Here is a 16,564-nt window from a genome sequence, read left to right as displayed (position 1 = left end):
ATGCGTTAATATGCCGGGCGGAAACAAAGACCTAAAAATCGAAGCCAAAAGCTGCTATGGAGACTAATTGTTGCAATGAAAAACAGAAAGCACAAGTGAGTGACACAACTGGGATGCCATAAAAAAACAGTCGCCCGTACCCAAAAGAAAAAGTAGAACAGCACAACCATCACCGAAACCACCAGGCATGAAAAATTTTTTGGACGATAATTTTTTACTGCAAACACCAACGGCACAGAAGCTATATTTTGATTACGCCAGGCAAATGCCCATTATTGATTATCACAATCACCTGCCACCGGCGGAAATAGCAGGAAACAAAAAATTTATCAACCTTACCGATGCATGGCTGCGTGGCGACCATTATAAATGGCGGGCTATGCGTACCCTGGGTGTTAATGAAGAATACATAACCGGCGAGGCCGGAGATGAAGAAAAGTTTTTGAAGTGGGCCGCAATAGTGCCTTATACGGTGCGTAACCCTTTGTTTCACTGGACACACCTGGAGTTAAAAAATCCTTTTGGCATAACGCAATTATTGAATGCTTCTTCGGCAAAATATGTGTATGATAAAGCCGGTGAACTGCTGCAACAACCCGGTTTTACCACGCAGGGGTTGCTTAAACATTTTAAAGTGGAATTTGCCGGCACTACAGATGACCCCTGCGATGACCTGGCTTATCACCGGCAACTTAAAGAGCAAGGTTTTGAAGTGAAGGTGATGCCTTCCTTCAGGCCCGATAAAAGCTGGAATGTTACAGGTGGCGATGCCTACCTGGCATACATTAAAAACCTTTCGGCTGCAAGTGCTGTAAACATAGTTTGCATAGATACCCTGCTGGAAGCGTTGCGCAAGCGGCTGGATTATTTTCATGAGCTGGGTGCCCGCATCAGCGATCATGGCCTGCAAAAAGTGCCTGCCGTGCTGGACCTGCCCGCCGGCGCCGCGGAAGAATACAAAAAGCTGCTGCGTGGCGATGCTGTGGATGCAAGCCCATGGGCGGAAGCTTTACAGGGGCATTTGATGGTAGAGTTGTTTAAAATGTACCATGAAAAAGGCTGGGCACAGCAGTTGCACATTGGCGCATTACGTAACAACAGCACCCGCATGTTCCGCCGGCTTGGGCCTGATACCGGCTTTGACAGCATTGCGGACGACCGGCAGGCGGCCGCTTTGTCTATGTTGCTTAACCGGCTTGACAGTACCAACCAACTTGCCAAAACTGTACTCTACAACGTTAATCCCGGCCTTAACGAGGTGCTGGCCGCCATGACGGGCAACTTTAACGATGGCAGTATAAAAGGCAAAATACAGTTTGGTAGTGGCTGGTGGTTTTTAGACCAGTTGGATGGGATGGAAAAACAAATGAATGCGTTATCCGGCATGGGCATCATTAGTTGTTTTGTGGGCATGCTTACAGATAGCCGCAGTTTTTTATCTTTTCCACGCCATGAATATTTCCGGCGGCTGTTATGCAATATGTTCGGCAATGAAATAGAGCAAGGCCTGCTGCCCAACGATGTTACCTGGATGGGCGGCATTATACAGGATATCTGCTACAACAACGCCAAGGAATATTTCGGCGTGTAATGCTGGTGAATGGTGAGTAGTGAATAGTGAGTGGGGTTCATTCGTCTTCGCCATTCAAAATTCCGTGTTCCTTGTTCGATATTCCTTTTTCGTAGTAACCATATACTTTTGCGGCATGACAAAAGTGTTCCTGCGCAAGAAAATCGCCCAGCGTATAGCCAACGGCCATCCATGGATATTTGCCAATGAAGTGGACAGGATAGTGCCTGCCGGCCCGGATATTACCCCTGGCGACATAGTAGACGTATTTTACCATGATGAAAAATATTGCGGCCGGGGTTATATTAACCCCAAATCGCAGATTATTGTGCGGTTGCTTACCCGCAAAAAAGAAGATATTAACGAAGGGTTTTTTCTTAAGCGCATACAGGAAGCCTGGGGTTACCGCCAGCACATAGGCTATACGGAAAACTGCCGCCTTATATTCGGCGAGGCGGATGAAATGCCCGCCCTGGTAATAGATAAGTTCAACGATTATTTTGTACTGCAAACCCTGGCTTACGGCATGGATGCCTGGAAACCGGCCATTGTAAAAGCCCTGCAACAGGTATTTAAGCCCAAAGGCATTTACGAAAGAAACGATGTGCCTGTGCGTGAACTGGAAGGGCTGGCACAACACAAAGGTTTTTTGTCTGAGCCTTTTGATACCAGTATCATCATTTCAGAAAACGGGCTTAAGTTTCATGTGGATATTGAGAATGGCCAAAAGACAGGTTATTTTCTTGACCAGCAGGATAACCGCCGTGCCATACAGCATATTGTAAAAGGTGCGGATGTGTTGGGCGCTTTTACCTATACCGGCACTTTTGAAATACATGCGGCGCATTATGGCGCAAAATCGGTACTGGGGCTGGATATTAGTGAAAACGCTGTTGCCCAGGCCACCCGCAATGCAGAATTGAACGGGCTGGGGCATATCTGTAAGTTTGAAGCGGTAAATGCATTTGATGTATTGAAAACCTGGGTTAAAGATGGCCGACAGTACGATGTGGTAATGCTGGACCCGCCTGCTTTTACCAAAAGCCGGGAAAACATACAGAAAGCCATTACCGGTTACAAAGAAATTAACCTGCGGGGCATGAAGCTGATTAAGAACGGCGGTTTTTTGGTTACCAGCAGTTGTACCAACCTGGTACAGCCGGAGCTGTTTTTGCAAACCATTGAAATGGCAGCCAAAGATGCCCGTAAAAAAATAAGGCAGGTGGTTTTTAATGCACAGGCCAGCGATCACCCGATTGTTTGGGGGTTGGAGAATACCAATTACCTGAAATTTTTAATAGTAGAAGTACGGGACAAGTAAAAAGAAGGCGCTATTTGGAGAATCTAAGCTTTACGATTTTATTGTCGCGGTAAACAACAAGTTCCCTGTTGTTTTTTTTCGCGTCTTCAATAAGGCGTTTGGATACAAGGTCGAGGCCCTGAAGAATTTTTTGGGTTACCTCGTCGAATATTAATTTATTGTTTTCCATCTACGTTTTCTTTTAAGGTTTGCCATTTTGAGTTACTTACGATTGTAATATCGGCACCTTTATTTTTTTGAGCAATCAAATCATATTCCATGTCTGAGTTGTCTGCTATAATCAGCCTGTCACAAATATCAAAATAAATCTCAAGCAAATTGCTTAAACCATTCTGGTAGCGTCTTTTTATTACATCTCCTGGTATGTTATGTCCGCCTGCGGCTACCCGCAGCTTTACACGTTCTGTTGCCAGGTTTACATCGTGCAACCAAAAAAACAGCAAGGTAACTTTGTAACCCAGGGCTTGTGCTGCCAAAACCTTGTTTTTGTAGGTTTTGCTGGCCCCTCTCCTTTGGAGAGGGATTGGGGTGAGGTCGAACCCCGGTAAACAGCACTTTAACTGGTTTGCCAAACAATGTTCTTGTAAATCTAAAAAATAATCTCTCTAACCCATTTATACTACAGCTGGCCTGCAAAATAAGCAGCCTGTTGCACCGGCGGGTGAGGGATTGCAGCGGTTACCCCGGTGAGGCCTTAGTGCGGTGGCTCTTGCGCCGGAGTAATAGCGAAAAGCCCGACCCCTTGCGATAGCTTGGGGGCACCCCCAAAAACCTGCAATTATAAAATGCGCTATCCTTCTTCCATACCGGTGGAAAAACCTGGTTTTATCTTTTCCACCAAATCATGTTAATAACGTAAAATGGCAATCACCGCCGCCAACCATAAATAGCTTAATTTGCCCCCTAAATCGCTTAAAATCCAAATGAAGATTACCAGGTGGCTGTTACCGGCTGTTGTCTTTTTTCTTTCTTTTTATATCGCAGGCGCTCAAACCGATAGTAGCTGCCATGTACGCATCAGCGTATTAACCTGCACCCCCGGTAGCGAATTATATTCTACGTTTGGCCATACCGCCATCAGGGTTATTGACAGCACCCGGCGTACTGACCTTGTTTTTAACTGGGGCACTTTTGACTTTGATGACCCTGATTTTTATATGAAGTTTGTGCGTGGTAAACTGGAATATTTTTTATCCGTAGAGCCTTACAACGAGTTTATCCGTGTTTACCAATACGAGCAGCGCAGTATATGGGAGCAGGTACTGAGTATTGACTGCAGCCACAAAAAGCAAATGCTTAATGCGCTAAGCAAAAACCTGCAGGGCGCCAACCGGTATTACAAATACGATTTTTTGCTGGATAACTGCACATCACGGGTGCGGGATATTGTGTTTGCCAACCTTAGCGGGCTTGCTATAACAGATTCACTTGTACAGTATGGCTTTACTTACCGCAACCAGATACACGAATACCTGGACGAAGGCGCCAAACCATGGAGCAAACTGGGTATAGATATTTTGCTGGGCAGCATGATGGATAAGCCTGTTACTAACTGGAACGCCATGTTTTTGCCTGATTACCTTATGCAGGGGCTGGATGAATCTAACCTGGCCGCCGAGGGTGTTATAGAACCCAGCAATATAATTTACCAGGCCAGCCCGCCGGATATACAGTCCTGGAAGTATGCGCCGCTAATGATATTCAGCATCATTTGCACTTTGTTTTTCGGGCTGTCTTTATTAAAGAACCGCTGGGCTGTCAGCATCACCCGCCTTTTTGATTCTTTGCTGCTTTACATTACCGGCCTGTTAGGTATTTTATTGTTGTTTATGTGGTTTGGTACAGATCATACCGTTTGCCAAAAAAACTACAATCTTTTATGGGCGTTGCCAACCAATATTTTCGCGGCCTTTTTCCTGTGGAAAAAAGCCCTGTGGCTAAGGCGGTATTTCTTATTGCTGGCGCTTATTTACGGCATGTTACTGGTTACATGGTTCTGGCTGCCGCAGCAATTAAACATAGCTTTAATCCCCCTGGTGCTTTACCTGCTGCTGCGCTGCTCTAAGCTGGCCAAAATAGAAATGCCAGTAAAACTGCCCGTTCGCAAAAAGAAATAAATACAAATGCATGGGGCGCCTGCCCAAGCTATCGCAAGGGCACCGGGCTTTCCGCTTATACTCCGGCACCCGCCGCGCTGCGTTTCCCCCTTGAGGGGGAGCTATAGGGGGTACCGGGGTATCCGCTTCAATCCCTGGCGCGGTGGTGACACAACGCAACAATTCACCGGCCCTTTGTGTTTATGGCGCCTGCTTTTACCTGTTTTAAACACCTGCTGAAAGAAATGACCGGCTCAAATCAAACAATCCCTTTGTACTTTGCGTACTGTAAGCGGAAGTAATTTGGGCAAGAAAAGTTCAAGGGCTGTAACCGCTTAAATGCCGTCACAAAGAACCAGGCGATGAATCCCGAAGTTGCGGCACGATGCAACCTGGCTGCCATGGAAAGATGTAGCCGGCCACCAAAAAAATATGGAGAAACAAATTACATATCAAAATAGAAGCATTAACTACCGTGTGGAAGGCGAAGGAAAAACCCTGGTGCTGGTGCATGGCTTTCCGGAAGATAATACGGTATGGCATAACCAGGTAGCTGCGCTGAAAACACATTGCCGGTTAATCGTGCCGGATTTGCCGGGTTCCGGTAAGTCGGCTTTTAACGGCTCCCTTACTACTATGGAAGCTTTTGCTGATGTGTTGTATGCCATTTTGCAGCAGGAACAGGTTACGGGCGCCATTGTTTGCGGCCATAGCATGGGTGGTTATATAACACTGGCCTTTGCGGAAAAATACCCGCAATTGCTGCTTGGTTTTGGCCTGGTGCATTCTACCGCCTTTGCAGACAGTGAAGAAAAAAAGCAAAACCGTCTGAAAAGTATAAAAATGATGGGCGAATATGGCGCCCCCGCTTTTTTAAAAAGTATGGTGCCCAATATGTTTTCTGCCGGTTATAAAGCACTGCATGCAGATAAAGTACTGGCGCTTATAGAGGCAGGCAATAACATACCTGTACAGGCGTTACAGCAATATTATACTGCTATGATGAACAGGCCCGGCAGAACAGCCGTTTTGCAAAGCAGCAAACTGCCTGTTTTGTTCATCTTAGGCAAGGAAGATACCGCCGCCCCGCTCAGCGATGTGTTGCAGCAGGTGCATTTGCCGGAAACATCGCACGTTCATATACTGCAGAATGCCGGCCACATGGGCATGTGGGAGGAGCCGGAACTTACCAACCAATACCTGCTTGCGTTTACCGAAGCGGTTTAGAACCCACGTTGAATGAAAAAAATTGTTTTGCTGGCACTGTTTGCCACATTGTTGTTTACAAAAGATGCCATCGCTTCGCATATAGTTGGTGGCGAGGTATTCTATGAATACCTCGGGCCGGGGGCTGAACCCAACACCAGCCGTTATAAAGTTTCTTTACGCCTTTTCAGGGATTGCCTGGTTACCTGCGGCGTAAACCAGGTGGCCTGTTTGCCCAGTGCGGCTATCGTGGGCATCTTTAGTAATTCCGGCTCCTACGAGCGTTGGGGTAATGTAACTGTAAACATTGACTCCACCACCAGCGTTTCGGCTAATTATCCTGTTTGCATATCAACAAGGCCGCCCACCTGTTACGAAGTAAAAACATACTCGGCTTTTGTAGAACTGCCGGATAATGATGAAGGATACATACTGGCTTACCAGAATTGCTGCCGGGCTTCCTCTGCCAATGTGCTGGATAATGCCCCGTCTATCAGCGGTGTACCTGGAGCTACTTACGACTGTATTATGCCGGGCAGGGATTTGCTGGGTGCAGCCACCAATTCAAGCGGCGTTTTTAAAGTGCAGAATGCAGAGCTGGTTTGCTATAACACAAATTTTGTTCTTGACTTTAGCGCTACAGACCCAGATGGCGACTCTTTAAGCTATGCCTTTTCCGCGGCCTATAACGGTGGTGCTTTCACCAGTGCCCAGGATGCAAACCCTCCCGGCGACCCCAATTACGGCTCTGTAAGCTATAACACAGGTAATGGTTTCAGCGGTAATTTCCCACTGGGCCTTCAGGCTGCCATAAACCCTGTAACAGGAATAATTTCAGGTATCTCGCCAAACGTTGGCAGGTATGTGGTAAACGTGGTGGTGTACGAGTGGAGAAACGGCATTATCATTGGCCGCCACCGCAAAGATTTTATTATGCGGGTGGAAAACTGTACCATTCCGCAGGCGGCGCTTGACCCCAATTATTTAACCTGCGATGGCTTTAACCTTACTTTTCAAAATACCAGCACGGCGGCTAATATCAATTCTTATTTCTGGGATTTTGGTATTGATACAACTTTGGCAGACACTTCTACCTCTCCCATCGCAGACTATAGTTTTCCTGATTCCGGCACCTACACCATCACACTTATTACCAACAAAGGAGAGGCCTGTTCCGATACGGCTTATGCTGTTGCACAAGTGTACCCGGGTTTTGTGGCAGACTTTACCATTAACGGTTCCTGTTACCAAAAGCCTTTTGAATTTACAGATGCCTCTACCTTCCGGTATGGCCGCATAAGTGGCTGGCGCTGGGATTTTGGGGACCTTTCCACGCTGGCGGACACTTCTTTGCTGCAGCATCCCAGCTACGCCTATGCTGATTCGGGCACCCGCTATGTAAGCCTTACCGTAACCAACGAAAGAGGCTGTACAGACGATACCACTAAACTGATACAGGTAACAGATAAGCCTGCCTATAACCTGCCTTTTAAAGACACGCTTATCTGCAGCATTGACACGCTGCAGTTGCAGGTAAACACAACGGGTGCAGTAGCCTGGCAGCCAGATAACAGCAATATTATGCTCAACGCAAACACCAATACACCACTGGTGTTTCCTAAAACAGGTACCTGGTTTACGGTGCGCATTACAGAAGCCGGTTGTGTAGCTGATGATTCGGTGCGGGTGAATGTGATTGATAATGTGACCATTGATATAGGGCCGGATACCACCATTTGTTTAACAGACAGCATACAGTTCTTCCCCCAAACCAATGCTTTATATTTTGCATGGACGCCCTCGGCAACCATGCGGGATACCACCGTGAAAAATGCAGTAGCCACACCCATCAGCCAGCAGAATGATTACCATGTTGTGGCCAGCGTAGGCAAATGCAGCAACCAGGATGATATAACCATATTTACGGCCCCTTACCCTGTAGCCAGGGCTTTTGGCGACACCACCATTTGCTATGGCGATTTTGCGCAGTTGCGTGGAGAAACGGACGGGGAAAACTACAGTTGGTCGCCGGCTATTTTACTGCGGGATGCGAATACATTAACGCCCAGGGCTGTACCCAATACAACTGTAAATTATGTGCTTACCGCTTACAATACATCGGGTTGCTTAAAGCCTGTAACAGATACAGTAAGGGTGGTTGTTATACCGCCCGTACAAGCCAATGCCGGCCGCGATACCATGATTGTTGTTAACCAGCCACTGCAATTGAATGCTACTGGCGGCAACGCTTACCAATGGTCGCCAACGTTTGGCATGAACAATCCGAATATTGCAGATCCCATAGTAACCCTCAATTCATTTTATGATACCGTTACTTACAAAGTGCGTGTAAGCATTGTGCCCCCCGGCTGTTTTGCTGAGGATGAAATAAGGGTTGTAATATTCAAAACTTTGCCGGATATTTTTGTGCCCAGCGCTTTTACGCCCAACAGTGATGGCCGTAACGACATAGTAAAGCCAATTGTGGTGGGCATGCAAAAGTTCAACTACTTCCGTGTATTTAACCGCTGGGGGCAAATGCTCTACCAAACCAGTACCATCGGCATGGGGTGGAACGGCATGTACGCCGGGCAGGAGCAGCCTTCCGGTACTTATGTATATATGGCACAGGCGGTGGATTACGAGGGCCGCACAGTTAACCGCAAGGGCACCATTGTGTTGATAAGGTAGCCGCCCGTTCCCGAAATGACAAGATTTTTACACTAAGGCACAACTGTCCTTTAAAGGTGCCGGTTCGCTGGCAAAGATCGTATATTACGCCACGAACCTATTATATGCAACACATCCATTCAATCTGAGTTGCTTAAACAAGAGATGGTACTAATGTGAGCGACGAATGAGAAAGCAGTTTCTATTGGCCATACTGGCCTTTTTTGTACAGTACACGGGCACTCTTGCTAATCATATAGCTGGTGGAGAATTGTTTTATGAGTACTTAGGCCCTGGCCTTGGCGCCAATACGAGCAAATACCGTATAACCATGCGGTTGTTTCGGCCGTGCGATGCGCCACCAAGCTCTCAAACACTGGAAACAGAAACGGTTACCATTGGCATCTATACTGACGATGCCCAGCGGCAGTTGTATGAGAGCGTCTTTCTGTCCAGGGTAGGTAACGTATCCTCTATCTCCCGGGTACCCGGCTCTATACCCTGCCTGTCTGGCGAAGTGGACATTTGTTACCAGATTGGTATTTTCAGGGCAGAAATAGACCTGCCAAAAAATGCAAACGGTTACATTCTTTCCTGGATACGTTATAGCAGACCAAATTCCGTCAACATAGTTAATCCCAAAGGGGCAACTTTTATAACCCATATTCCCGGTACAGCCAAATTACCAACCGGGAACAACAGCAGTCCGCAGTTTGTGGTACGCGATACGGTACTGGTTTGCAGAAACAGCGGTTTTGTGCTGGATTTTAGCGCGGTTGACAGGGATGGCGATTCTTTAAGCTATCAGTTTTGTGGGGCCTTTCAGGGAGGGAGTGAATTTAATGCCAACCCGCTACCCCCTGGCCAGCTAACATTAAGAGACCTGGGCTATTCCTCCCCGTACAGTGGCGCATCCCCACTTGGCGCCTCCGCTTCAGTAGACCCGGTAACCGGTATAATAAGCGGCATTGCACCCTTAAATACCGGCGGTTATGTAGTAAATGTTTGTGTAACGGAATGGCGAAATGGCCGCGCTATCAATGAGCACCGCAAAGATTTTATCATGCGGGTGGAAAACTGCGAAATTCCGCAGGCGCGGCTAAGCCCGGTATATCTTAACTGCGAAGGATTGACCCTAAACTTTCAAAACCAAAGTACGGCGTCTAATATCCATTCCTATTTTTGGGATTTTGGTGTAAAATCCAGCACAACTGACACGTCCAGTCAGCCTGTGGTTTCTTATACTTTTCCAGACACCGGGTCTTATACGGTAACACTTATCACCAACAGGGGCAACAAGTGTTCCGATACCGGGTACGCGATAGCAAAGGTTTACCCGGGCTTTAAGGCGGCCATAGGAGCAGAGGGGCAATGCTATAAAAATCCCTTCAGCTTTAATGACGTTTCCGGTTCTAACAATGGCAACAGCGTTGGCTGGCAGTGGAACTTTGGGGATGATGCTACCGTGGAGGACACTTCCAGCCTGAGAAACCCCGCCTACACTTACCTGGGGCCCGGTACCCGTACCGTAATGCTGGTGGTTGTTAATGACAAGGGCTGCATTGATACAGCCACCACCGAAATTGTGGCCAACGACAAACCGGCTTACGATTTTCCTTTTAAAGACACACTTATCTGCAGCATTGATACTTTGCAGCTACAGGTAAACACGTCCGGCGCTGTAGCCTGGCAACCAAACAGCAGCAATATTTTGCTTAATCCCAACTCTAACGGGCCGCTTGTATTTCCTAAAACAAGTACATGGTTTTCTGTTAACATTACACAGAATGGCTGTGCAGCCAACGATTCTGTGCTGGTAAACGTTATAGACAACGTTAACCTGGATATTGGCCCTGATGTAAATATTTGCCTTACTGACAGTGTACAATTCTTTCCACAAACCAATGCACTGTATTTTGCGTGGTCGCCTTCCGCTACCCTGCACGATACTACCTTTAAGAACGCGGTGGCAACGCCTGTTAACCCGGTGCAGCAGTATCACCTGGTGGCAAGTGTGGGCAAATGCAGCAATGAAGATGATATTATAGTTTCAACATTTCCTTATCCTGAAGCCAGGGCTTTTGGCGATACCAGCATTTGCTACGGCGACTTTGCCCAGCTAACTGGCATTATTACGCGGGGAGATAATTTTACCTGGTCTCCGGAGCTGTTGTTGCGGGATGCCAATACACTTACCCCCCGTGCAAACCCCAACAGGCCCACTGATTTTGTATTTACAGTAACCAATAATTCGGGATGCCTTAAACCGGTAAGGGATACTGTTGAGATAGATGTAAAGCCACCCGTACAGGCCAATGCCGGAAGGGATACCATGATCGTCATCAACCAGCCGCTGCAACTGAATGCTACAGGTGGTAACAGTTATCAATGGTCGCCGGCGGTTGGCATGAGCAACCCCAGCATTGCAGACCCTGTAGTTACACTCAATTCTTTTTACGACACAGTAGTATATAAAGTGCGTGTGGGTATAGTACCGCCGGGTTGTTATGCGGAAGACCAATTAAGGGTTATTGTTTTTAAAACATTGCCTGACATTTTTGTACCCACCGCCTTTACACCCAACAGCGATGGCCGTAACGATGTAATTAAACCCATTGTGGTGGGCATGCAAAAATTCAATTACTTCAGGGTATTTAACCGCTGGGGGCAAATGCTGTATCAAACCAATGCTGTTGGTATGGGTTGGAACGGCGTTTACGGCGGGCAGGAGCAACCACCCGGTACCTACGTGTACATGGCACAGGCGGTGGATTACGAAGGAAAGCTGGTAAACCGAAAAGGAACAATAGTACTGATAAGGTAAGTTGGAGGCAGGAACGGTTGCTGGTCCAAATTAAAAAGTTAACGCAGCCATTAGCAGAGTTATAAACGAACTCCTGAATTTTTTTAACTGCTTCCGTGGCATGCATGTTTCTGCTGCCGGAGGCAGCAGAAACACCTTCTACAATGCGGGAAAAGCTGAATAGCGAACCCAGCCGTACAAGTGAGTGACACAACGCAAGCCATATAGCAGCACTGCCGCTGACGACCAAAAATTATTGCACAATTTTAATGCGTAAAGATTATTTCAGTCACGTTACCTGCAATTCAGTATGCAATAATTTAACAGGGCCTGAATTACCGCTGCCAAATTCACGGTTGCAAATAAACATTACATTTGTTTTTTTGTATTCATGTTTTTACCCGTTATTGCAGGCTGCGCTGCACGCCGTATATAACTGTACTAAAAAAAGAAGTGAATGAAAATATCTAATGAAACAAAGATTGGCGCTTTAACAGCTATAGCTATCGCTTTGCTCATTTTAGGGTTTAATTTTCTTAAGGGCCGCAGCTTGTTTAAAAGCGGCTTTTTTTTATATGCCCGGTACGATAATACCAAGGGCCTGTTACCATCTCATGTGGTAACCATTAATGGCCTGGCGGTGGGTAATATATACGATATTGAGCCTGCGGATGAAAACGTAAAGGAGATACTGGTTACCATGAAGTTTAAGGATGAATTTAATATTCCCAAAAACTCTGTGGCAGTAATAAAAGATAACCCCCTTGGCTCTCCTTCCATCGAAATTAAACTGGGTACCAGTAAAGAATATTTTGTGTCTGATGAAACGATTACCACCGGCAAAGGCGCCGGCCTGTTTGATGCTGTTGGCTCTAAACTTTCACCTGTGGCAGACCAGTTGGTATTAACACTCAGCTCCCTGGATTCGTTACTGCGCAGCGCCAACAATATTCTTGACCCCAACACCAAAGGCAACCTGCAAAGTGTTATTGCCAATATGAATGCGGCTACGGCCAGCCTTGTAAAATCTTCTGCATCGCTGCAAACACTGCTTAATACAGAAACCGGCGCACTGGCACACACATTGGATAATGTGAATACTTTTTCAGGGGCACTGGCTGCGAATAAAAACAGGCTGGACAGCACGATGATTAACGTGCAGCAGGCTACACAAAACCTGGCGAAAGCAGATATTGACGGCGTTGTAAATAACCTGAAATCATCGGTAGAAAAACTCAACAGTACTTTGGCGCAGGTAAACTCGCCCAACGGAACGCTGGGCGCACTTATTAACGATAAAGCCCTGTACAACAATCTTAACAATACCGTACGCAGCCTTAACACTTTAATGGACGACCTTCGTGTGCATCCCAAGCGGTACGTGAATATTTCTGTTTTTGGCCGTAAAGACAAAGGAGACTATCTCACCCAGCCGCTGCCGGATAGTACCAACACACCTGTCAACAAATGATTAAAAGGGTTCCCTTATTTTCTTTTTTTGCTTTTGCCACACTGTTGCTGTGTTGTACAGCAGCGGTGGCGCAACAACCTGCGCCTGCCGATACAGCCGCTGTTAACCGCAAGCGTATACAGGTAATAAGTGCAGAGCGGATGAACTATGAAAAAATAGATACATCAGAGTTTCAGTCGCTGGTAAAAAATGTGGTGATAAGGCAGGAAAAAACCCTGTTCTATTGTGATAGCGCGGTTATTAACCGTAAAATAAATGTGCTGGAGGCTTTTGGGCATGTGCATATTAATGATGCGGACAGTGTGCACACCTACTCAGATTATCTAAGGTATATAGGCAACGAGAAAAAAGCTTTTCTTAAAGGCAATGTAAAGTTAACGGACGGAAAGGGCGTTCTAACTACGCCGGAACTGGAATATACCACCACCACCAAGCTGGGCATTTATACCAAGGGCGGTAAACTGGTGAACAATAAATCTGTATTAACCAGTACAGAAGGTTATTATTATGGCGATACCCGCGATGTGATTTTTAAGAAAGCGGTACGCCTGAAAGACCCTGAATACAATATTGAAACAGATACGCTTATTTACAACACATATACCGAAGAAGCTACGTTTACGGTACCAACCAAAATCATCAGCAAAAACACCACGGTTAATACCCGGAGCGGTTTTTACAATACCAAAAGCAAGAAAACATATTTTGGAAAAAGGTCCACCATAATAGATGGTAAAACCAGCCTTATTGCCGATGATATAGCCAATGATTCTACCGGCTATGGCGAAGCAAGGGGCAACGTTATATACAGGGATACCTCCCAGGGTGTTACCATCCTTGCGAATAACATGAAGTCAAACAGGAACGATAACTCTTTTTTGGCTACACAACAACCGGTAATGATACTAAAGCAGGATGCTGAAAGCGACTCCCTGTTTATTGCCGCGGATACACTTTATTCAGGTAAGTTATCAGAATTGCGCAAGTACCGGGATGTACCTGATATACGCGGTTATGGGCTTAAGAGAGATGCGGGCATAGAGCCGCAACCGGCACCCTCCGCCCCGCCCGGCCTTAACCGGCCGGCTGCTAAACTGTCAAGGCCGCCGCTTACCGGCAAAGCACTGAAGCCAAAAGAAGTAACCGATTCCGCAAAGCTTTCATTAAGCGATTCAGCGGCAGCAATGATAGATTCTGCCAAAGCAGCCCCGGATACAGTTGCCCACGGGCCTGTGCCTAACAAATTTGGCACTATGCTGGATTCCGTTGTTACCAACGATGCCGCAGCACCCGTTCCGGATTCTGCCGCGGCATTGCTAACCAGCGATAGTGCGCTGAGAGTAAGGCATGATACTCTTGTGGTTGCCAGGGATAGCGTGGCTACTGCCAAAGCCGACAGTACCGACCGTTTTTTTGAAGCTTACTTCAATGTGCGTATCTATTCTGACTCTCTGCAGGCAGTAGGTGACAGCCTTTTTTATTCGGGTGAAGATTCGGTTTTCCGCCTTTTTCGTGATCCCATCATCTGGACAAAAGACAACCAGGTAACCGGCGACACTATTTACCTGTACACAAAAAGTAAAAAGCCGCAGCGTATGTATGTTTTTGAAAATGCTTTGGCTATTAATAAAGTGGCCGACAATTTCTACAACCAGATAAAAGGGCGTACCATCAATGGCTATTTTAAAGATGGCAATATTGATTACATGCGGGCAAAAGGCAACTCTGAAAGTGTATATTACGCCCAGGACGAAGGCAATAAATTTGTGGGCGTAAACAAAGCCAGCGCCGATATAAGCGATATGTATTTTAATGAGCGTAAACCTCAGCGTGTTATTATGCGGGTAAATGTAAAAGGGGTTACTTATCCCATGCGGCAGGTAAACCATGATGAAATCCGGATACGCGGCTTCAGGTGGATTGATGAGCGCAGGCCAAAATCCAGGTACGACCTGTTCGGAAAATAACATCGTACACCCCACATCAAACATTAGCTCATGCCTTTTAAAATATTTTCTTTTTTTAAACACCAGTTCTTAGACCCGCTGAACGAGTTTATCCACGATAGCCGGTCTATCGGCATCATGCTGCTGCTGTGTACTGCCATATCACTCGTGGTTACCAACCTGCCTGGCGGAGAACGCTACATTCATTTTTGGGAAACAGAATTTCATTTCCTGCACAATTTTTACCTGCCACATACATTGCTGCATTTTATCAACGATGGCCTAATGGCTGTATTCTTTTTCCTGGCCGGTATGGAAATAAAAAGAGAATTGCTGGAAGGAGAGCTAAACAGCCTGCGCAAAGCCACTTTGCCCGTGGTAGCGGCAATTGGTGGAATGCTTGTACCGGCGGTTATCTATTCCATCTTTAATAAGGGCACCATCTTCCAGTCAGGCTGGGGCATACCAACCGCAACCGATATAGCTTTTTCCCTGGGCGTCGCATCTCTGCTGGGTAGCCGGGTTCCTGTTACACTCAAAATTTTTCTAACCGCTCTTGCTATTATAGACGACCTGGGCGCCATCATTGTAATTGCGCTTTTTTATGGGGCCGAGGTTAACATTGCCTGGCTTATTGCCTGCGCCGTTACAGGATTTCTCATTTGGCTGGTAAACAAAAAAATGGCGTTTGGATGGCTGCAGTTTGTACTTGGTATTCTTATGTGGTACTGCATGTTCAATTCCGGCATCCACGCCACCGTAGCCGGTGTATTATTCGCGTTCCTGGTGCCGCAAAAATGCCTGCATCATTTTGAAATGAAGCTGCACAGCATCGTTTACTTCATCATCATGCCCATCTTTGCCCTTGCCAATACGGCTATTTTGTTACCTGCTAATGCTATAGTACAATTGGGCAGTACGCTCTCTGTAGGTATAATATTGGGGCTGTTCATTGGCAAGCCGCTGGGTATTTATGCGGCCAGCTATTTTGTAATTAAAAAACGCATTGCAAAACTGCCACAGGGCACCACACTGCAACACCTGCTGGGCGGGGGCATGCTGGCGGGCATTGGTTTTACCATGAGCATATTTATAGCAACCCTCGCTTTTACCGATGTCAGCAGCCAGAATATGGCCAAAGTAGCTGTACTGGCCGGTTCCATAGCATCTATCATTGCGGGTTATGCATGGCTTATGTGGGTATCCCGTAAAAATGGCGCAGGCACGCCACAACAGCACTAAATTTTTCAGGCAGCATTAGTAGGGTAAGTGGGGAGTGGTGAATGGCGAGAAGGTGAATATTGTTTACATTTACATCGTGCATCCCACACCTGACATCTTACATAAAAAGTACTTCAAACTTCGTACTTGTTTCCATCCCACATCAAACATCTAACATATTACAGGTACTTCGTACTTCAAACTTCGTACTTGCTTTTTGGGGGTGTCCCCAAGCTGCGCAAGGGGTCGGGCTTTCCGCT

At 46.6% G+C, this 16,564-nt stretch carries 11 protein-coding genes; 9 read left to right on the top strand and 2 right to left on the bottom strand.

Annotated features, from left to right (window positions below; translation table 11 throughout):
• The first annotated feature begins 187 nt into the window (after nucleotides 1-187).
• Complete coding sequence (gene uxaC, locus F0364_RS09485) at nucleotides 188-1,591, top strand: glucuronate isomerase (protein WP_153797541.1); 1,404 nt, start codon at nucleotides 188-190, stop codon at nucleotides 1,589-1,591.
• A 115-nt stretch (nucleotides 1,592-1,706) separates the two neighbouring features.
• A complete protein-coding gene (locus tag F0364_RS09480) occupies nucleotides 1,707-2,891 on the top strand; it encodes a class I SAM-dependent rRNA methyltransferase (protein WP_153797540.1) in 1,185 nt (394 codons plus the stop codon).
• A 10-nt stretch (nucleotides 2,892-2,901) separates the two neighbouring features.
• Here the strand turns inward: F0364_RS09480 and F0364_RS28895 are convergent, their stop codons facing one another.
• Entirely contained in the window at nucleotides 2,902-3,060 is a 159-nt protein-coding gene (locus tag F0364_RS28895; protein WP_207632593.1) for a hypothetical protein, read from the bottom strand.
• Entirely contained in the window at nucleotides 3,047-3,367 is a 321-nt protein-coding gene (locus tag F0364_RS09475; protein WP_153797539.1) for a hypothetical protein, read from the bottom strand. Before F0364_RS09475 ends, F0364_RS28895 begins: the two co-directional genes overlap by 14 nt.
• Before the next feature lie 447 nt (nucleotides 3,368-3,814).
• On the opposite strand from F0364_RS09475, the gene F0364_RS09470 reads away from it, so the two are divergent.
• The 7 genes from F0364_RS09470 (at nucleotide 3,815) to nhaA (ending at nucleotide 16,325) form a co-directional block, all read left to right on the top strand.
• The gene (locus tag F0364_RS09470; RefSeq protein WP_153797538.1) at nucleotides 3,815-5,008 is read left to right on the top strand and encodes an Lnb N-terminal periplasmic domain-containing protein; all 1,194 of its coding nucleotides are present in this window, start codon (nucleotides 3,815-3,817) and stop codon (nucleotides 5,006-5,008) included.
• A 411-nt stretch (nucleotides 5,009-5,419) separates the two neighbouring features.
• The gene (locus tag F0364_RS09465) at nucleotides 5,420-6,214 is read left to right on the top strand and encodes an alpha/beta fold hydrolase (RefSeq protein WP_153797537.1); all 795 of its coding nucleotides are present in this window, start codon (nucleotides 5,420-5,422) and stop codon (nucleotides 6,212-6,214) included.
• A gap of 12 nt (nucleotides 6,215-6,226) precedes the next feature.
• Entirely contained in the window at nucleotides 6,227-8,884 is a 2,658-nt protein-coding gene (locus F0364_RS09460; protein ID WP_153797536.1) for a PKD domain-containing protein, read from the top strand.
• A gap of 166 nt (nucleotides 8,885-9,050) precedes the next feature.
• Nucleotides 9,051-11,687, top strand: coding sequence for a PKD domain-containing protein (locus F0364_RS09455; protein ID WP_153797535.1), 2,637 nt, complete (start codon nucleotides 9,051-9,053; stop codon nucleotides 11,685-11,687).
• Nucleotides 11,688-12,123: 436 nt separating this feature from the next.
• A complete protein-coding gene (locus F0364_RS09450) occupies nucleotides 12,124-13,137 on the top strand; it encodes an MlaD family protein (RefSeq protein ID WP_153797534.1) in 1,014 nt (337 codons plus the stop codon).
• Nucleotides 13,134-15,104: an OstA-like protein gene (locus F0364_RS09445; protein ID WP_153797533.1), complete on the top strand. Its 1,971-nt coding sequence runs from the start codon at nucleotides 13,134-13,136 to the stop codon at nucleotides 15,102-15,104. Before F0364_RS09450 ends, F0364_RS09445 begins: the two co-directional genes overlap by 4 nt.
• Nucleotides 15,105-15,134: 30 nt before the next feature.
• Nucleotides 15,135-16,325: a Na+/H+ antiporter NhaA gene (gene nhaA, locus F0364_RS09440; RefSeq protein WP_153797532.1), complete on the top strand. Its 1,191-nt coding sequence runs from the start codon at nucleotides 15,135-15,137 to the stop codon at nucleotides 16,323-16,325.
• Nucleotides 16,326-16,564: the final 239 nt, after the last annotated feature.

The sequence above is a fragment of the Foetidibacter luteolus genome (assembly GCF_009650435.1).
In the GTDB taxonomy this organism is placed as follows: Bacteria; Bacteroidota; Bacteroidia; order Chitinophagales; family Chitinophagaceae; genus Foetidibacter; species Foetidibacter luteolus.
Note: the sequence above shows the minus strand (reverse complement) of the source record. Positions and strands in the feature narration are given on the sequence as shown.